The sequence below is a fragment of the Nonomuraea sp. NPDC059023 genome, assembly GCF_042740095.1.
In the GTDB taxonomy this organism is placed as follows: Bacteria; Actinomycetota; Actinomycetes; order Streptosporangiales; family Streptosporangiaceae; genus Nonomuraea.
Genome location: NZ_JBHYIO010000044.1, coordinates 21,037 through 38,417, shown reverse-complemented (window position 1 = coordinate 38,417; position 17,381 = coordinate 21,037). Strand labels below are relative to the sequence as shown.

15 protein-coding genes are annotated in these 17,381 nt (G+C 66.1%); 6 read left to right on the top strand and 9 right to left on the bottom strand.

Annotated elements, in window-relative coordinates:
* Positions 1–9: 9 nt before the first annotated feature.
* Genes ACFWYW_RS48900 through ACFWYW_RS48875 form a run of 6 tightly spaced genes read right to left on the bottom strand, consistent with a single transcriptional unit; the run spans position 10 to position 7,829 of the window.
* On the bottom strand, positions 10–1,242 hold the full coding sequence (locus ACFWYW_RS48900) for an enolase C-terminal domain-like protein (protein WP_379611982.1): 1,233 nt from the start codon (positions 1,240–1,242) through the stop codon (positions 10–12).
* Positions 1,229–4,219, bottom strand: coding sequence for a glycoside hydrolase family 38 C-terminal domain-containing protein (locus ACFWYW_RS48895; RefSeq protein ID WP_379611983.1), 2,991 nt, complete (start codon positions 4,217–4,219; stop codon positions 1,229–1,231). Before ACFWYW_RS48895 ends, ACFWYW_RS48900 begins: the two co-directional genes overlap by 14 nt.
* Complete coding sequence (locus ACFWYW_RS48890; RefSeq protein ID WP_379611984.1) at positions 4,219–5,028, bottom strand: carbohydrate ABC transporter permease; 810 nt, start codon at positions 5,026–5,028, stop codon at positions 4,219–4,221. The genes ACFWYW_RS48895 and ACFWYW_RS48890 overlap by 1 nt, the downstream gene beginning before the upstream one ends.
* Positions 5,025–5,867, bottom strand: coding sequence for a carbohydrate ABC transporter permease (locus ACFWYW_RS48885; protein ID WP_379611985.1), 843 nt, complete (start codon positions 5,865–5,867; stop codon positions 5,025–5,027). The genes ACFWYW_RS48890 and ACFWYW_RS48885 overlap by 4 nt, the downstream gene beginning before the upstream one ends.
* Positions 5,864–7,111: an ABC transporter substrate-binding protein gene (locus ACFWYW_RS48880; RefSeq protein WP_379611986.1), complete on the bottom strand. Its 1,248-nt coding sequence runs from the start codon at positions 7,109–7,111 to the stop codon at positions 5,864–5,866. Before ACFWYW_RS48880 ends, ACFWYW_RS48885 begins: the two co-directional genes overlap by 4 nt.
* Positions 7,112–7,121: 10 nt before the next feature.
* Positions 7,122–7,829 (bottom strand): FadR/GntR family transcriptional regulator, encoded by a 708-nt coding sequence (locus ACFWYW_RS48875; RefSeq protein ID WP_379611987.1) that lies wholly within the window; start codon positions 7,827–7,829, stop codon positions 7,122–7,124.
* A 65-nt stretch (positions 7,830–7,894) separates the two neighbouring features.
* Here ACFWYW_RS48875 and ACFWYW_RS48870 point away from each other — a divergent pair, with 65 nt between their 5' ends.
* Positions 7,895–9,013 carry an alpha/beta hydrolase gene (locus tag ACFWYW_RS48870; RefSeq protein WP_379611988.1) on the top strand — a complete coding sequence of 373 codons (1,119 nt, stop codon included), beginning with the start codon at positions 7,895–7,897 and terminating at the stop codon, positions 9,011–9,013.
* A gap of 43 nt (positions 9,014–9,056) precedes the next feature.
* On the opposite strand, the gene ACFWYW_RS48865 is transcribed toward ACFWYW_RS48870, so the two are convergent.
* Positions 9,057–9,584 carry a DUF305 domain-containing protein gene (locus ACFWYW_RS48865; RefSeq protein ID WP_379611989.1) on the bottom strand — a complete coding sequence of 176 codons (528 nt, stop codon included), beginning with the start codon at positions 9,582–9,584 and terminating at the stop codon, positions 9,057–9,059.
* Positions 9,585–9,694: 110 nt separating this feature from the next.
* Between ACFWYW_RS48865 and ACFWYW_RS48860 the strand changes: the two genes are divergently transcribed.
* Both ACFWYW_RS48860 and ACFWYW_RS48855 read left to right on the top strand, forming a co-directional pair.
* Positions 9,695–10,291, top strand: a complete 597-nt coding sequence (locus ACFWYW_RS48860; RefSeq protein ID WP_379611990.1) for a GNAT family N-acetyltransferase — start codon at positions 9,695–9,697, stop codon at positions 10,289–10,291.
* Positions 10,292–10,340: 49 nt separating this feature from the next.
* The gene (locus ACFWYW_RS48855; protein ID WP_379611991.1) at positions 10,341–10,742 is read left to right on the top strand and encodes a VOC family protein; all 402 of its coding nucleotides are present in this window, start codon (positions 10,341–10,343) and stop codon (positions 10,740–10,742) included.
* A gap of 344 nt (positions 10,743–11,086) precedes the next feature.
* Here ACFWYW_RS48855 and ACFWYW_RS48850 read toward each other — a convergent pair whose 3' ends face one another.
* Positions 11,087–11,725, bottom strand: coding sequence for an LGFP repeat-containing protein (locus ACFWYW_RS48850; RefSeq protein ID WP_379611992.1), 639 nt, complete (start codon positions 11,723–11,725; stop codon positions 11,087–11,089).
* A 511-nt stretch (positions 11,726–12,236) separates the two neighbouring features.
* On the opposite strand from ACFWYW_RS48850, the gene ACFWYW_RS48845 reads away from it, so the two are divergent.
* Positions 12,237–12,422, top strand: coding sequence for a hypothetical protein (locus ACFWYW_RS48845; protein ID WP_379611993.1), 186 nt, complete (start codon positions 12,237–12,239; stop codon positions 12,420–12,422).
* Between the two features lie 179 nt (positions 12,423–12,601).
* Here the strand turns inward: ACFWYW_RS48845 and ACFWYW_RS48840 are convergent, their stop codons facing one another.
* Positions 12,602–12,850, bottom strand: a complete 249-nt coding sequence (locus ACFWYW_RS48840) for a hypothetical protein (protein ID WP_379611994.1) — start codon at positions 12,848–12,850, stop codon at positions 12,602–12,604.
* Between the two features lie 1,043 nt (positions 12,851–13,893).
* Between ACFWYW_RS48840 and ACFWYW_RS48835 the strand changes: the two genes are divergently transcribed.
* Both ACFWYW_RS48835 and ACFWYW_RS48830 read left to right on the top strand, forming a co-directional pair.
* Positions 13,894–14,982: a hypothetical protein gene (locus ACFWYW_RS48835; protein WP_379611995.1), complete on the top strand. Its 1,089-nt coding sequence runs from the start codon at positions 13,894–13,896 to the stop codon at positions 14,980–14,982.
* The gene (locus ACFWYW_RS48830) at positions 14,918–17,371 is read left to right on the top strand and encodes a hypothetical protein (protein ID WP_379611996.1); all 2,454 of its coding nucleotides are present in this window, start codon (positions 14,918–14,920) and stop codon (positions 17,369–17,371) included. The genes ACFWYW_RS48835 and ACFWYW_RS48830 overlap by 65 nt, the downstream gene beginning before the upstream one ends.
* The last annotated feature ends 10 nt before the right edge of the window (positions 17,372–17,381 follow it).

Below are 17,381 nucleotides of genomic sequence, written 5' to 3'. Positions count from 1 at the left end.
AGGATGAGACTATGTCTGGACTTCTACTGAAATGTCAGGGTCGGCGAAGCGCTCGTTGGGCACCTGCGCGTACCACCCCGGACGGCCCGGATCGCGGTCGTACGGATAGCCGCCCGTCTCCCGGTAGAGCTCGGCGTATCGCGCCACCTTGTCGCGGTCCAGCCGGACCCCCAGCCCGGGGCCGGAGGGCACCGCGATCGCGCCGTTCACGTACGGCAGCTTGCCGCCCTCGATCACGTCGTCGCGCAACTGGTGGTAGTGGGCGTCGGCGGCGTACCCGAGGTTGGGCAGCACCGCGCCCAGGTGGAGCATGGTCGCGAGCTGGATGCCCAGCTCGCCCGACGAGTGCACCGCCACGCCGAGCTGGAACGTCTCACACACGCCTGCCGCCTTCACGCACGGCCGGATGCCGCCCCAGAAGGTCGTGTCCAGCAGGATCACGTCCGCGCTGCGCCGCATGACGTTCGAGGCGAGCTGCTCGAAGTTGACCACCACGGTGTTGGTGGCCAGCGGCACGCGTACCTGCTCGCGGACCTGCCGCAGGCCCTCCAGGCCGAAGACCGGGTCCTCCAGGTAGTCGTTGTTGAGGTCCTCGATGGCCCGGCCGAACCGCAGGCCCTCGGCCATCGAGAGCACGGCGTTCGGGTCGTAGCGCAGCCGGTCCTCGGGGAAGGCCGCGGCCAGCGCCCGGTAGCACTCCAGCTCGTAGCCGGGCGGGAAGACGCCGCCCTTGAGCTTGTGCACCGTGAAGCCGTGGTCCCGCTTGAGCTCGCGCGCCTGCTCCACCAGTTGGTCGGGGGTCCTGATCTCCTTGTGGCCCTCGGCCGCGTACCGGAAGAACAGGTAGGAGGCGAAGGCCACCTCGCCGCGTACGCGCCCGCCGAGCAGGTCGTGCACGGGCACCCCGAGGTGCTGCCCGACCAGGTCGAGGCAGGCGAACTCGATGGCCGCGAGCAGCTGCGTGCGGTTGTTGTAGAGCGAGGCGGTGGGATTGGCGATCTTGAAGCGGAGCGCTTCGAGCTGGAACGGGTCGTGGCCGGTCAGGTAGGGCAGCAGCGCCTTGAACGCGGCCTGCGCGCTCTCGCCGCCGCCGCCCATCTCGCCCAGCCCGACCAGCCCGTTGTCCGCCTCGACCTCGACGATCGTGCGGACGAAACGGCCCCAGTGGGCGCCGTTGCTGTGCCGCAGCGGCGCCTCCAGCGGGACGGCGACGGTTGTCGCCCGGATGTCAACGATCTTCACAAGTCCCCCAAACGGCGGCCACCCCGCAGGCGGGCAGCACGACCTTGACCGATTCGCCGTCGACCGCCGCGGGCGCCAGGTCGGTGCGCAGCCCGGAGCTGACCTGGGCTTCACGCAGGCCCGGCAGCGTCACGCGCGCCTCCACCGGCCGCGGCGCCAGCGACTGCAGGCGCACCACCAGGCCGTCCGCCGACCTGCCCAGCGACGTGACCAGCACGTCCGGGTGGTCGACGCGGACGTACTCGTGCGCCGCCGTGTCCGCGCCGGTCGTCAGGACCCCGATGAACGGCTCGGTCAGCCCCGCCGCGGCCCGCGCGCCCAGGCGCCTGGCCTCGGCTCCGGCCTCCGAGGTGACGGCGTAGCGGAACGTGGTCTCACCCTGCTGCTGGGCGGGGAAGTTGGTGTCCCAGATGTTGTTGAGCGCCCAGGAGTAGACGGTGCCCGCCTCCTCCTCCAGCGTGGGCGGGAACGGCGCGTACGGCATGTGGATGGTGCCGAGCTGCACCAGCGGCGCCTCCATCGTGGCCCAGGCGATGGTCAGCTCGGGGTCCTCGTAGGCGATCCAGTGGCGGATCGGCAGCATGTACTCCGCCGAACCCGGCACCCGGGGCACGCCGGGCCCGCCGACGCCACCGGTCAGCTCCCAGGCCGCCGGGGCGCCCGCGGCGAACGGGAAGGCCAGGAAGACCGCCTCCTTCGCCGGAGTTCCCTGCTTGGCGAGCTGGTAGGTCAGGTCGAGCCTGGGCACGCCCTTGTGCAGCTCGATCGTGGTACGCAGCCAGTCGACGCCCTTGCCCTGCAGCTCCACGACGAGCTTCTCGCTGACCGCGGTGCGCTGCGCCTTGACCACGGCGGCGTTCCTGGCGATGGCCCGGTCGCCGAGCAGCGTCCGGTCGTGCGCGCCCACGTGTCCGGACATGTGGTTGAAATGCGGGGCGGTGGCGTAGCGGTCGTAGACGTACTGGCCGAACCCGGCGGCGGCGTCGGCGTTGACCAGCTCGCGACCGGCCACCTTGTCGAAGATCGAACGGACGTAGCCCTCGCGCAGGTCGTAGGTGACCCGGTAGAACTCGTTCTCGATCACCGGTTCCTGGCCCATCTCGACCGGCTCAGGAGCCTGCGTCTCGGCGGCGACGACGTCCACGCGGGCGTAGCCGTACCCGGGGACGTCGGGGACCACCGCGTGCAGGTGGCGCCCGATCGGCCGCGTCGGCCAGTCCTCCGGGAGCACGACCTCCTCGTGGTGGGGCAGGATCTGCCCGGTCCTGGCGTCCTTCAGCGCGATCGGCGCCTCGATGGGCACGAGGTCGCGCGGCAGGAACGCCTTCACCACGTCGGTCCTGGCGTGCGTGCCCGGGTTGAACACCGCGAACGAAGCCGCGCCCTCCCCGCTCAGCGCCGCGCCGAACCGGCGGACGGCCGCGTGCAGCAGGTCGGCCGCGTCGTCCTGGGCGTCGTAGGCCCCGGCCGACTTCCTGGTCCACTGCAGCCCGCCCGAGTCGCCCGCCTCCTCGGCGTCCTCCCACGGGTTGGCCGCGCCCCAGGTGTGCTCGTTGAACAGCGCCACCTTGTCGTAGGCCAGCGAGATCTGCTCGGTGGCGTCGACACCGGCCAGCGTGTGCAGGGTCTCGGCGGCCCTGAGCGAGGACTGCGCCCGCCGCACATAACCCAGCGGCCGGGCGCCGGAGCCGAGCCCGTCGGCCCACCAGTCGGTCCAGTCGCCCTCGTGCACGGCCAGCCGGTCGCCGTAGCGCTCCTCGACGTGCTCGAAGAAGTCGCTGTTGACCGCCGAGCGCAGCCTCGGCCAGGCCCACTGCTCGTTCCAGCGCCGCGCGATCGACGCCGGGACGATCGAGGGCCCCGCGTTGTCGGCGTGCGCGCCCTGCACCCGCAGATGCAGCACATCCAGCTCGTACGGCTCCCGCGGCGCGTCCGGCCCCTGCCACCCGAACGTCCCCGGCCCATACGGATACCCCCGGGTGGCCAAAGCCGACAGGTAACGCGGCAGCAGGTCGTCGGCCAGCTCGTAGGAGTCGGTCAGCCCGACCGTGTTGCCCTCCATGTACGCCATGCCGTGCGGCGTGTCGGTGAACCACACCAGCACCCGCTGCCCCGACGGCGCCTGCCACCAGAACGGCCTGGTCAGCTTGTCGCCGCCGTGCAGATACGGCACCGACCGCCCGGCCCAGTTGTGCGCCGCGGCCAGATACCGCACCCCGGCCGCGTTGAGCGCGTCCACGAGCCCGACCACGGCGCCCGGCACGTCGGTGTGCATCGCCGACTTGACCGGGAAGTCGAAGACCTGCCGCAGCTGCCGGTAGAGCTCCTCGGTCGAGCACGCCTCGGTGTGCAGCTGGAACGGCAGCGCGGTGACCTCGATGATCCCCTCGCGGGCCGCCCGGTTGAAGCGTTCCACCTGCTCGGCCGGGCGGGCGGCCAGCCACTTCGCCGCGGGCATCGACGACTCGACCGTCCAGCGGAACTTGGCGTCGTCCGGCCACGAGGCGGTCTCGTCGGCCAGCCGTACCGCCGCGTCGAGGTATTCCAGATGGTGGCGCAGGACGGTGCCCTGCGGGTCGGTGTAGCCGATGTCCAGGTGGGAGTGGTGCACGACGAAGACGCTCCACTTGCGCTGCGGCGTCACCGTGACCTCGGCCGAGCCGATCACGCCGGCGGCGTCGCGCACCTCCAGCGTGAACGTCCTGGGCTCGGTCACCTCGGGCACCAGCAGGGTGACGTCGGCGCCGGTCTTTTGATCAACGTCCTTCAGCGACACGACCAGGTCGGAGCCGATCAATCCGGTGCACGACACCCTGACCGCCTGGCGTCCGTCATGGGTGAACAACGGCAGTACGGCCAGCCGTACCTCCAGGCCGCGCACACTGATCACCGGGGTCGAGGTGTCGTGCCGCAGCGCCTGCCTGATCCCGTCGTAGTCCGGGGAACCGAGGCTCCTCTGCAGCAACCGGCTCGTCATCACACACTCCCTAGAGAAAGGCCTCTGGCGAAGAGGCGCTGGGTGGCGAGGAACAACGCGACCGTCGGCAGCGAGACCATCAGGCCCGCGGCCAGGCCGACGGGGACGGGCGTGCCCGCGTAAACGTCGGTGATCAGGCCGTTGAGCGCGACCATGACCGGTCGCACGTCCTGGGACTGGGTGAGGACCAGGCCGAAGATCAGGTCGTTCCAGATGAAGGTGAACTCAAGGATGAAGACCGCGGCCAGCGCGCTCGTCGACAGCGGCAGGTAGATGCGGAAGAAGATGCGCAGGGTCGAGGCGCCGTCCATCCTGGCGGCCTCGAAGATGGAGAAGGCCACGCCCGAGTAGAAGTTGCGCAGCACGAACGCGGCCAGCGGCACGTTGATCGCGGTGTAGAGGAGCAGCATGCCGAAGCGGTCGTCGTAGAGGCCGGCCTCGCTGTAGCCGATGAACAGCGGCACCAGCAGCATCTGCGACGGGAAGATCGTGCCGCCGAAGATGAGCATGAACCACAGGAAGCCGAAGCGCAGCCTGAGCACCACGATCGTGTACCCGGCCATGGCGCCGACGAGCACGCCGAGCAGGGGCGAGACCAGGCTGTACAGGGCGGTGCTCGCCAGGCTCTGGGCGAGGTCGACCCGCTCCAGCGCGGTCGAGAAGTTCTGGAACAGCGCGAAGTCGCCCGACGGGACCCACGCGCCGGCCGGGTCGTAGGCGTCGGCCGGACGCGAGGCGTTGACCAGCAGCAGATAGGTGGGACCGAGCCAGATCAGCCCGAGCACCACCAGCACGAGACGGCGAATCATCGCACCTGCCTCCTCAGGTAGAGCCAGGAGGCCAGTCCGGCCACCACGGTCAGCAGCACCGCGACCGCGGAGCCGTAGCCGTACTTGGTGGCGACGAACGTCTCGCGGTACATCATCACCGCCAGCGTCTCGGAGTTGCGTCCGGGCCCGCCCTGCGTCATCGCCCAGACGATGTCGAACGTCTTCAGCCCCGCCACCAGCGCCAGCCCCACCACGACCGCGGTCAGCGGGCGCATCAGCGGCCAGATGACATGCCGGAACAACGACCAGCCCGACGCCCCGTCGAGCCTGGCCGCCTCGATCGGCGCCTTCGGGATCGACTGCAGGCCGACCACGAACAACAGCGTGTTCACGCCGAGTTGCTGCCACGTCCACACCAGCAGCATCGCGACCGTGTTGTGCGGCGCCTCCTGCATGTACGCGGTGTCGGTGCCGAGCAGCAGGTTCGCGATGCCGTCGTGGGACAGGATCGGGCTCCAGACCATGCCGAGCCCGGCGCCGCTCAGCGCGTACGGCAGCATGAACGGCACCCGGAACCAGGCCCCGCCCTTGATGTCGTAGGACAGCACCGCCACCAGCAGGCCCAGCCCGACCGGGAGCACCATCGTGCCGACCACCCAGATCAGCGTGTTCCTGGTCGAGGTGAGCAGCGCCGGGTCGTCGAAGAGCCGGGTGAAGTTGCGCAGCCCGACGAACTCGGGGTCGGCCAGGCCGTCGTAGGCGGTGAGGCTGAGGTAGGCCGTCCACAGGAACGGCGCGTACAGGAGCCCGGCGACCAGGAGGACCGCCGGGGCCACGTACCCGCCCCTGAACCGCCCGAGGATGGGGGCGTTTCTCACTGGTGCGTGCTCCAGTACTCGTCGGCGGCCTTCTGAATCGTCTCCAGCACCTCCTTGGTGGTGCTGGTGTCGGAGACGAACTTGCCGAAGCCGTCGAGCGCGGCCGACAGGATCGGCGGCGGCGTCGCCTCGAAGTAGCGGTTGACCAGGCGGTACTTGCCGCTGCCCGCGTCCTTCGTGATCGCGTTGAGCGCTTCGTCCTTGACCGTGACCTTGGGGTTGGCGCTGACGTCGCCCCTGCTGCTCGCCCACTTCTCCTGGGCCCCGGCGCTCGTCCACCACTTGAGGTACTTCATCGAGGCCTCGGGGTCGGCGGCCTTGTCCAGCGCGCAGAGCGGGCCGCTCTCGAAGATGACCGAGGTCTTGGGCAGGGACGTGTTGACGTTCGGGATGACGAAGAAGCCGTAGTCCTTGCCGGGCGCCATGCTGCGGGTGGTCATGCTCGTGTTGAAGAACGTGCCGAAGGAGACCATGGCGGTCTTGCCGGTCTTCAGCAGGTCCGCCGGGTCGGTCTTGTCACCGGCGTTCACGAAGTATCCGGCGTCGATGAGTTCCTTCCACTTGTCCATCACCGCGACCACGCCCGGGTCGGTGTACTTGGCCTTGCCGGTGGACAACCGGTCGTACAGGTCGGGGTCCATTCCTGCCATGAGCTGCTCGAACCAGACGAAGGAGAACAACACGCTGGTGTGGTAGAAGGGCGTGACCCCGGCCTTCTTCAGCGTGTCCGCGGCCTTGATCAGCTCTTCCCACGTGGTCGGCGGCTTGACGCCGTGCTTCTCGAAGACCGGCATGTTGTAGAACATGCCCCAGTAGGCGACGTTGAGCGGGACGCAGTACTGCTTGCCGCCGACCGTGTAGTAGGGCGCGAGATCCTGCGGGAGGTCACCCGCCTTGATCGCCTCCTGCCAGACGGCGGTGGTGTCGGCGACCTGCTTCTGCTTGACGATCTCTTCGAGCATCCCCCCGGTCTGCCAGGTGAACAGGTCGGGCTTCACGTCGGTGCGGAACGAGGCCTTGATGAACGCCTGGTACTGCGCCGAGTCGGTGTAACCCACCGGCTTCATCGACAGGCTGATCTGCTGCTTGGACAGGGCGCCCATGCCGTCGAAATACTTGCTCCAGGCGCCTTTGTCGTTGTAGAGCGACAGCTCGCTCTTCTTCTGCGGTGCTGCGGCGTCGTTGCCACCGCAGGCCGCCAGCGTCAGGGTGGCGGCCAATCCGAGCGCGGCCAGAGTGCGCATGCCGGACTCCTTACTCCATGGGGGGATGGTGCAGCCTCAGCTCGACGACGCTCTTCACGTCCGCGAGATGGGCCTTCATCAGCCGCTCAGCGGCCTGGGGGTCACCTGCCTCGATCGCTTCGAGGATCGCCAGGTGTTCGTCGTAGTCACGCCGCCGGTCATCGAAGATCTGCAGGATCTCCCGCTGCTCGTTGGCGTGCACGGTCAGCAGCGAGTCGACGATCTCGTGCAGGACGCCGTTGCCGGCCAGCCGGGCGGTGGCCCGGTGGAAGGTCATGTTGGCGTCGTGCAGTTCGGCGTCCTCGCCGCGCAGGTGGAGCGCCGCCTCGTCGAGCATCGTGCGCAGTGCGGCGATGCCCTCGGCGGTGGCGTGCTGCGCGGCCATGGCCGCCAGCGGCGGCTCGATGACGATGCGGGCGCCGAGCAGCTCGACGAGCTGAGCGCCGCGCATCTCGCGCATGTTGGGGTTGGGCATGACAAGACGTTCGATGGCGGAGCCGACGTATATGCCGGAGCCGTGGCGCATCTCGATCGCGCCGGTGGCTTCGAGCCTGCGCAGCGCCTCGCGGAGCGTCGGGGTGGTGACAGCGAAGCGCTGGGACAGTTCCCTGGTCGAGGGCAGCCGGTCGCCCGGACGGTGACCTCCGGTGCGGATGAGCTCCAGCATGCGCTCGGTAAGCGCGTCGGAGAGCGTGGGACGGGTGACTTCGGCCGACATATCAAGTCATCTAATCACCTTATGTGCACTGCGTCTACGCGTGCTTTCGGAGTATTTTGCACGCCATGAAAAGGTTTCTGGCGTGGACGGTGCCCGTCCTCCTGGCACTCGGCACGGCCGGAGTGGGCGCGGCCGGCTGGTACTACTCCGGCATGGTCATCGACCCGTCGGGCGGCCAGAACTCCTACCCGCTCGAGGTCACCGAGGCCACCGGCGACCAGGTCACGCTCAAGGGCGGCGGCGACACGGCCGCCCCCGGCACCTACGGGCTGACGTGGAAGGACGGCAACGCCACGCTGGGCAAGGTGATCTCCACCGGTCCCGGGACGGTGACGCGCGAGGTCCTCAAGGTACGGCGGGGCGAGCTGAAACCCGGGGTCCGCGGCTACCTCGACCGGTGGATGTGGGGGAACGAGGATCCCGGGTCGGCGCTCGGCCTGCCGTACAAGAGCGTGAAGATCCGCTCGGAACTGGGCGAGTTCCCGGCGTGGCAGACGGAGGGCAAGGCGAAGACGTGGGTGATCGCGGTGCACGGGCGCAACGCGAACGCCGGCGAGGCGCTGCGGATCACCCCCGCCTTCCACAGGCTGGGGATGCGGGTGCTGGGGATCAGCTACCGCAACGACACCGGGGCGCCGGCCGGTCCCGACGGGAAGTTCCACCTCGGTGCCTCTGAATGGAAGGAGGTGGCGGCCGCCATCTCCTACGCGCGTTCGCAGGGGGCGAGCGGGGTGGTGCTCTACGGGTACTCGATGGGCGGCGGGATCGTCGCGATGGCTGCCCGGAAGCTCCCCAAGGAGCCGATCAGGGGGATCGTCCTGGACAGTCCGGTCATGGACTGGAAGGGGCCGATCGAGGCGGGGGCGCGTGAGCAGGGTGTGCCGTTGTGGCTGGCGTCGGTGGGCCGGTTCGTGATCGAGCGGCGGACCGGGATCTCGCTGGCTGAGCTGGATCATGTGGCGCATGCCCAGGAGTTCAGGATGCCGGTCCTGCTGTTCGTGGACGACTCCGACACTGGGGTGCCGCCTGGGCCGGCGTTGGAGTTTGCACGGGTTCGGTCGGATTTGGTGAACGTGGTGCGTACGCAGGGGGGTGGGCACGTCGGATCATGGAACGTCGACCCGGAAGCCTACGAAAAGACCGTCACCGACTTCACCACAAACCTACCCACAGCCTCTCCCTGACCCCGCCCCCACGGCTTTCCTCCCGCTCCCCCGCGAAGCGCCTCTACGGCTTCTTCTTGAGCAGGGCCATCATCTGGTCGATCTGGGCCTTACGTGACTTGCTGATCTGGTCAGCCCACTGCTTCACGTCCGGATTTATCCCGTTCATCGTCTCAATCTTCGCCATCTGGATGGCGTCATCCTGGTGCGCGATCAGCAGGTTGAGGAAGTCAGGCTCGAAGTTCTTCGACTTCGCCAGCCGCTCGATCTTCTCCCGGTCCGTCTCCGGCATCCCGCCATGATGGTCGTGGGCACTAGAAGGCGCGACGGTCGGCTGATCCCAGGAGCGTAACCACTCCATCATCTTCTTGACCTCGTCCCCTTGCGTGGACTCGATCGCCATCGCCATCACCTTGAGCTGGTCCTGGACGGGCTTGGCCCGAGCCTGCTTGACGATCTCGATGCCCTGCCGATGATGGGGGATCATCATCTGCAGGAACATGACGTCCTCGGAGTTGGCCGGCGCCTCGGTCTCGGGCGCGGCGCAGGCGGCCGCCAGTAACAGAAGCCCCAGGGCGAATGCTCTTTTCATCTCAGACCCGAGATTGACACGTTACGGCGGTCGAGTCGAGACCCGAAGTTCGACCTTAAGTGTGCTTAATTCTCCTTTAAGTATCGGCCGCCGTCCGGCATGATCGCCGAATGGTCACGCTGCACGGCACCCTCGTCAGGCTAGAGCCCCTCGCCCTCGGCCACGCCCCCGACCTGGCGAAAGCCGCCGAGGAGGACCGCTCGTCCTACGCGTACACCATGGTCCCCCGGGCCCACGAGGTCGAGTCGTACATCTCCGCCCAGCTGACCCGCCCAGGCCTGACCCCGTTCGCCCAGGTACGCACCCAAGACGGCACGGCCGTAGGCTGCACCGGCTTCTGGGACCCGCGCACCTGGCCCGGACGCGCGGACCTGCGCGCCATCGAGATCGGCTTCACCTGGCTGTCCGCCTCCGCCCAGGGCAGCGGCATCAACGCCGAGGCCAAGCTCCTGATGCTCGACCACGCCTTCAACGTGCTGGGCGTGGAGCGCGTCGACCTCAAAACGGACACCCGTAACGAGCGCTCCCGCCGTGCCCTCGAACGACTCGGCGCGACCTTCGAGGGTGTACTGCGGAGCTGGTCCCTCTCCTGGGCCCCCGGAGAAGAAGGGCGGTTGCGGGACTCGGCGATGTTCTCGGTGATAGCTCCCGAGTGGCCCGCCGTACGCCGAAACCTGATCACCCGCCTCAACCCAGAGGCGGTCTGAGCAGAAACGAAGAAGCGACCAGCGACCCGCGCCACCTAGCGTCAACGGCATGAACCTCGCACTTCAGTACTGCCACATCACCGTCAACGACCTGGACGAATCGCTCGCCTTCTACCGCGACGCACTCGGCTTGGAAGTGCGCAACGACGTCGGCTCGGACGTCTCCCGCTGGGTCACTCTCGGCAGCGTGAAACAGCCCGGCCTAGAGTTCGTTTTGTCCCAGCCACACGCCGGCCGTTCCCAAGCCGACGGCGACGCCCTGCAGGAGTTGCTGGTCAAGGGCATCCTGCCCATGATCGTCTTCAGCACCGACGACCTGGACGCCACCTTCGAGAAGATAAGGGCATACGGCGCCGAAGTACTCCAGGAACCCATCGACCGCCCCTGGGGCCCACGCGACTCCGCCTTCCGCGACCCCTCAGGCAACACGGTCCGAATCCAACAGGCCTGAACGGAGGCGGCAACGGAGCTTTCGTCGCTCTCGGCCGCCTTGTGGCCTTCTGCGGACCAGATCATGACCGGAGGCGCTTGTGGCCATACCAAAGAAGGGCTCTAGGCTCATCACCGTCGAAGGTGTCGTCTATCGCTGGCGAATCCGTCACAAGCCAAGCTACGGACAGAGCATTGGCGAAAGCCCCCGAGCATGACGGTCCGCTTTTCAGGTAGGGCAATCACCCTGCATGGCAGATCGGGACTGCGGTCAGGGGCGTGCGGACGGTGGCGCGGATGCGTCGGCGCCGAATACGGCGAGCGGCGAAGTGAACGATCGTCACGACCCTGGCGTATGCGGATCCGTCAACTGCGCCATACAGTATGGATATTGACGTTGCTCCAAGGGCCACAATCGGAACTGAACACTCCTCGATCACAGCCCTGGAACGAAAAATTGAATACATCGTATCGGTCGCCTTGGTGTGAAACATTTGGATAGGGGTTGAAGGAGTACCCCCCAGTCCACGGCGTCTCTCGCTTTACCCGCAGCTGCACCTCATGCGCCGGATTCGGATCGGCGTTAATGTTCCATCGCACGTGAAAGAAGTCCCAGTCGCGGGAAGTCGGACCCCACCGGAGGTTAATCTTTCCGTTCTTTTGATAGACGCGAAGCAAGTTGCCCCCGCCCATATTTGGCGACCAGGCGATCTGGCCGTTCTTGAACCGCTGAATTGAACCGCGCTTGTCCGGAAACCCCGTCTCCCGAGTAGTCGGGCAGCCGTAGATGCTGCGTTCCCCACCCTTTGAGCGCCAGTAGTCCCCGACCAGGCTTCCTGGAGGTGCCACGAGTGCGGAATTACATGCAGCAATCGACGCCTCTCTCTCGACATCCTCCACGGCGACGACCGGTGAGGGTAGGAGCGCAACGACGACCACATAGGCAGCAGTTGATCGCTGAAGACATGCAACGGCGACCATGGTTTCCTCCCCGGAGTTGATCATATCTACCGATGCAACGCAGGGCATTATTCCATCGCACCTCCAGAGAAAGAGGCCTTGAATAGATTTGCATGGTCTTCGGCTGGTGCGATCGATCTGCTCGATACACAGGACTGTTCTCTTTTCCAGTAGGCACCCTACGACTGGAGATCGTCAAGTAAGAGTGGGTAAAGGTCTATGAGACGTAGCGCCTCGCGGCCTTCGACCATTCGCTGAGGACACGCAACCGGTACTTCACCTTCCCGCAGATCACGGACATCGATCCAACGCCTAAAAAGATCTGGAGCGAAATTAAATGATTGCGCTATTGACATCCATCAGAAAATGGCTCTCGCGCTCTGATCACCTCGCACGCCGTCAACCCACCGTGTGGGTTCTCATCCGAAGTAACGAGTTCTCATCCGATGTGGCGAGGATGATCGCGTGAGGACCGACGTGCCGACAACCCGCGTGGTGTTTGCCGGTGCCGCTGCATCGCCGGTGGCCGAGGTCCTGCGCGGGTAGGCTGAAACGTATGCGCGCACTCCGCATCGTCGTCACTGTGTTCATCGCCGCCGTCGCGGTCTGGGGTGTGCTCCTGTTCACATTGCCGGTGGCCGGGGACCCGGCCACCATGCTGTTGGCGTGGACCGTCGTCATGGGCGTGCTGTTCGGGACACCTGCGATCCGCAGGTGCCTCCTCAGAACGGGACGCTCCTGACCAGAGGTCGTCAGTCCCTGTCTCCGGATTGCGTACAACTGGCGAAACGCTGCCAGCACCCGACAGATCAATAGAGAAGCCATACACCGCATAGCAGCAGACGGGCCGGGGACGGAGTGTCAAGGCCGGCTGCGCGTACGTCCGCCAGTGGCCTTCCTCGGTCACGAGTTGTCCTGCAGTCACGGCCCGGACTTGATGCGGAGGAGCCGGTCTGCTGGGCCTGCCTGGGTCATGGAGTACAGGGTGATCAGATTCCACTCCAGCCACTCCGCAAACACCATCCACACCAGGAGTTCGCGGGCGATGACTGGCACGAAAACGATCTGGTGTTCACTACCAAGCACGGCACCCCGATCGAGCCACGCACCCTCAACCTCTCGTTCGACATGCACTGCCGAAACGCCGACGTCCCACGTATCCGCGTTCACGACACCCGCCGAACCCCGCGCCTCGCTCCAGGCCCAGCCCGCGTGACGATGAGCATCCTCCGCCACTTCCAGCTAGTGGCCACGATGAACGTCTACACGCCGGTGTCGTCCCCCGAGACGCGCAAGGCCTCAAGCGCCTGAACAAGCGGCTGTCCTCGTATCTGCACAAGATCGAAAAGGGCCCTCCCGGATCATCCGGAAGGGCCCTTTTTTCTGCGGAGCCGCCTTCGGGATTCGAACCCGAGACCCCTTCATTACGAGATTCTCCATGATCGTCCAGCGCCGTCCACTAGAGGCTCCGCGCGCTGGTCACATCCACCCGATGCGCTTGGCCCGGCCTACTGTCGTCCGTGCTCGTCCAAGGCCGTTGTTAGCAACCGCGTTAGCAAGATCCGGCCCTCAGTCACGTCATCCGATGGCCAGAGGAGACCGCACCGCAGGGCTACCAGACCCGACGAGGGGAAGCCTTGCGGCAGCGTGACCGCGCGACCGTCCGCTTTTCAGGCGGACCGATCAGCCTGCTCGGCTGATAGAGACCGTGGTCAGGCACGCGTGGACGGTGGCGCGGATGCGTCGGCGTGTGGGGACATTGCTGTCAGCGCTGCTGTCACCTCAGCCAATGTCACTCGGTGGCGAGGCCCGACGAAGGAAGGCCTCGGCGTCGATCGCCCCAGCAACGGACGGCGAGAGCCGAAGTCCGCGATCGTCACGGCCTCAGCAAGTGACGTTCGTTGTCATGCCGTGGATCAGCGTGAGCGCCCTATAGAAATGAGCGGGATACGGCGCAAAGCCTCTTTGAGCTCCCTACAGTGATGGCGTGGCCTCGACTCCCTGAGAGAATAGCTGATCGCGAAAAGGACCTCCGGGCGTAGGGGAGTTGCCGACTTCACCACCACCGGAGATCCCGCGCTCCTAACGGCAGTTGCCATCTGATCAAAGTTGGGTCCTTTAGTCTGCCTGCTATGGCTCATCTGAAAGTGTCGGTCCCGCGTGCCCCGATCGGAGGGGCGAGCGGGGACGGGGGTGTGGAGTACCGGCGAGCCGTGGCAGCGTACGCCGTGGCGCACGCCCTGGCGGGCGAGGCGCTGCCGGAGTTCGGATTTGCCCTCACCTTGGCGCAAGTCGTGGCAGTTGCGATTGAGACGGACGAGCACGCCGACGATGTTCGGGTAACGCTCGCTGGCGGTCATAAGGCGCAGGTTCAGGCAAAGCGCACGCTGCGCTCCGGCCGTGTGTTGCGTAATGCTGTAGCGCAGTGGCGCGACGCGGCGATGTCAGGACTGGACGTTACGCGTGACCGACTGGTCCTGGTAACCGGTGCTGCTAGCGGGCCTGTACGTACGCTGGCACGAGCGCTCGATCGATGCAAGACCGACGAGCCTGGGGCGTTCACGGGACAGGAGAAGGAGGCGCTGAAGGCGCTCGACCAGATGCTGTCTGGCCTGACGTCACAGCAGCGGCGGCTCGTACGTCGGTGCGCGGTGATCACGATCCTCGATGTGGAGGAGGAGCAGTCGTCAGGGGCCAATCTTGCTCGGCATTTACTTGGGCGAGTCCTCGGCGGCGACGTGGCAGTACGAGCCTGGCGTGATTTGGTTGCGCATTGCGGCAGAGTGGGACGACTGCGGGGTGGGTTCGGTGTCGAAGGCTGGGTTCGCCTCCTGCAGGAGGAAGGGTATCGGGTCGCTGGCTACGGGACCCCGGCGGCAGATGTGGCCCGACAAGCAGAGGCGTTGGACAGATATCGGGATCTGCTGCGGTCGCGCGGCACTATGGTCGACTTGCGGCCACTCGGCGCCGACACGCCACCGATTCCGCTGGCAGAAGTGGATTCAGTAACGGAATGCGTGCCGGCGGGTGCGGATGAACGTGAAGTCGAGCCGCTGCCGTGGTCATTGCTTCGCCGTCGACGCGTGCTGCTTACAGGGCTACCAGGCGGCGGAAAGAGCGTCACGATGTCAGCGGCAGCAGCGGTGCTCGTCGATGCGGCGGGCGCGCCCCTCCCGCTGGTGGTCTCCTTGCGGGACGTCGATGCGCGGGACCGGTCCAGCGGATTTGCCCGACCGCGTGCTGGATACCGCCGTAAAAGACGTACCGGCGATCGATCGACCACTGGTCCGCGCGGCGCTTGAGCACGGGCTGCGGTCGGGTGCGACAGCGCTTCTGCTGGACTCACTCGATGAGACACACGACCGCCGCGGGACGGTTGTGTCCGAGATAGAAAACCTATGTGGTGGAATTAGCGCGGATGTGCCGGTATTGCTTGCGACGCGCGATGTCGCCTACGCCCAAGCAGCCACGCTTGGGTGGGACGAACTGCGCCTCGTCAAACCGAAGGAGCCCAAACGAGCTGTCCGGGCCGTCCTTGCGGCAGTAGCGGCCGCTCGCCAGGCACCGGATTCTGACGCGTGGGTGGAACGGCGGGTCGAGTGGGTCGCAGCGATCCTCGACAGGGACCGTGTGCTGGGCGAAACAGCACTCATGCCAGTGCTGTTGGCGTTGCTTGCGGGCGACCGAAGCAACGGAGCCCTGCCTGTAACGCGCGCCGAGATCCTGCACGGGGTAGTCAAGGCCGCCGTACGACGCCGCGAGGCGCATCGCGACCCCGGTGTTCGACTAGCGACTCTCAACGAGCACGACTCTGCGAACGCGACCCTGGCCGCGTTCGCAGTCGAGGCCGGTGTTCTCGGGGACGCTGGCGGCCAGGCACGATTGGCGACCGTGCAGGAGGCGGTCGCCACCGCCTTGATACGCGACTGGGGTCTCCCCTCAGGCGCCGCTGCGTCCAGCGCGAGAGCCGTTGTGCACTTCTGGGATGAAATTGGAGTATTCGTCATCCGCGGTGCGGATGAGATCATCGCGCCACGGATGGAACTGTTCCTCGACATTGGCGACGCCGTCCAAGCCAGCAAACGGCCACCGGAGGCCGTTGCCGCATGGGTCGACGTACGCATCCGTGACCGACGGCACGAGCCCCTCATCCTCGCTGCCGCAATGAGCGACATCGCGTGCGAGAAGCTGCTAACCGCAGCGTGTGACAGCGGCGAGCACGAGTTGCTGATCGCTGCCAGCACCGCTGTCCGCCAGCATGCACGCATATCCGACGAGGGTCGGGTACGACTCGCCGCTGCCTTAACGAAGGATGCCGCGAGCCCGGATAGACACGGATGGACATCCTACGTTGCGATGCTGGGATTGGTGAGCGAGTACGACACCCTGCGTCACACAGGTGAGGTGCTGGCGCAATATCCGCTTGAGCATCAAGTCATCGCGAAGGCGGCGATGGCGCTACGCGTCTCATCCGACTCGGCAGACAACGAGGCCCTGCTGAATACGCTTCGCACTAATCGCCTTCGACAATTGCCGGATCGAGATCTCACCGCCACATCGGGGGTCCCATGGACTCTTGGGGACGATCTGTATGACGAGGTGATTGAGGCGGTAGCGCGCCGGCTTCTGAGCCATGTGGATGAGGCGACAGGGCTCATCGTAGAGATGCTTCAGAACGCATCCATAGGTCTGCGCAAGCGTTTGCTCAGTGCGCTGCGCGGTGCTGGTTTTGACGACGAGGTAAATGACATTCTCACTCAAGAGGCGCGCAATCTTAAGCGCACTTTGGAGTGGTTGAAGGATCACGATTGGGAGGGAGAGGCGCGCGTCCTTGATTATCTCGCACACCTCTCGTGTGCCGCGGAGTTGGATGTCGCCCAAGCAGCGCGACTCGACGAACTCGCCGTACTCATCACGTCGCTGAGGTTGGATGACCTCAGCGCTTGGCCTCGCCGAGAGGCGTATTCAGCCTGGCTGGAGTTTGTCGATGTCATCCTCACCCTTGGCGGATTCGATCTAGCCCGCATTTCCGCAGAAGCCGCGATCATGCAGCGACGTGTCGCGCAGTGTGGCATTAGAGCGTTTACGGCACTGGACATCGCGTCTGAACGCCGACGCCTCGTACGCTGGCACACCATCGATACTCCCGAGGTTGCCGCGCGCAGCCTTGCCAAGGCTCTTTTCATGGGCAGGGCGACATCTTTCGTCGCCGCCGCTGCCCTATCGGCCGCTCCTCCAGATATTGCCGTCCCACTGCTGGAAGATGCACTGCCCCGGCTTGAGTCCCTCCGCGACAATCAGCACTTTGCTGCGCTTGCTCTCTCACTACTACAGCACGATGAGCCGCTGAGGGAGTGGGCCGTATCGGACCAAGTTGAACTACGGCGTGTAGCCGCGATGCGGCTACCGAACGCGGTGAACGGGGAGCTCAACTCCCTCCTCTGCCAACTCACACATGACAAGGACAATCGCGTGGCCGACGCTGCGGTGCGCAACGTCGGTGATGTGCGCACGGAGGCGGCTGTCGAACACCTCAAGAGCATCGCCAGCACGGAGCACGGCAAGTGGACATGTCTGCACTGCGGATCCCCACATGCGGACATTGTCGATTGCATGGCCCCCCATATCGCCCTACCGAACCCCGCACAGACCGCCCACGACATACTCGCGGAGTTCGCAGATTCTTCATGATTTCTTGGTA

What these genes read in the sequence shown, in the direction of transcription:
- ACFWYW_RS48850 (WP_379611992.1), bottom strand. Translation starts at nt 11,725, where the DNA reads ATGATCAACTCCGGGGAGGAAACCATGGTCGCCGTTGCATGTCTTCAG.
- ACFWYW_RS48845 (WP_379611993.1), top strand. Translation starts at nt 12,237, where the DNA reads ATGCGCGCACTCCGCATCGTCGTCACTGTGTTCATCGCCGCCGTCGCG.
- ACFWYW_RS48895 (WP_379611983.1), bottom strand. Translation starts at nt 4,219, where the DNA reads ATGACGAGCCGGTTGCTGCAGAGGAGCCTCGGTTCCCCGGACTACGAC.
- ACFWYW_RS48880 (WP_379611986.1), bottom strand. Translation starts at nt 7,111, where the DNA reads ATGCGCACTCTGGCCGCGCTCGGATTGGCCGCCACCCTGACGCTGGCG.
- ACFWYW_RS48870 (WP_379611988.1), top strand. Translation starts at nt 7,895, where the DNA reads ATGAAAAGGTTTCTGGCGTGGACGGTGCCCGTCCTCCTGGCACTCGGC.
- ACFWYW_RS48890 (WP_379611984.1), bottom strand. Translation starts at nt 5,028, where the DNA reads ATGATTCGCCGTCTCGTGCTGGTGGTGCTCGGGCTGATCTGGCTCGGT.
- ACFWYW_RS48865 (WP_379611989.1), bottom strand. Translation starts at nt 9,584, where the DNA reads ATGAAAAGAGCATTCGCCCTGGGGCTTCTGTTACTGGCGGCCGCCTGC.
- ACFWYW_RS48855 (WP_379611991.1), top strand. Translation starts at nt 10,341, where the DNA reads ATGAACCTCGCACTTCAGTACTGCCACATCACCGTCAACGACCTGGAC.
- ACFWYW_RS48860 (WP_379611990.1), top strand. Translation starts at nt 9,695, where the DNA reads ATGGTCACGCTGCACGGCACCCTCGTCAGGCTAGAGCCCCTCGCCCTC.
- ACFWYW_RS48875 (WP_379611987.1), bottom strand. Translation starts at nt 7,829, where the DNA reads ATGTCGGCCGAAGTCACCCGTCCCACGCTCTCCGACGCGCTTACCGAG.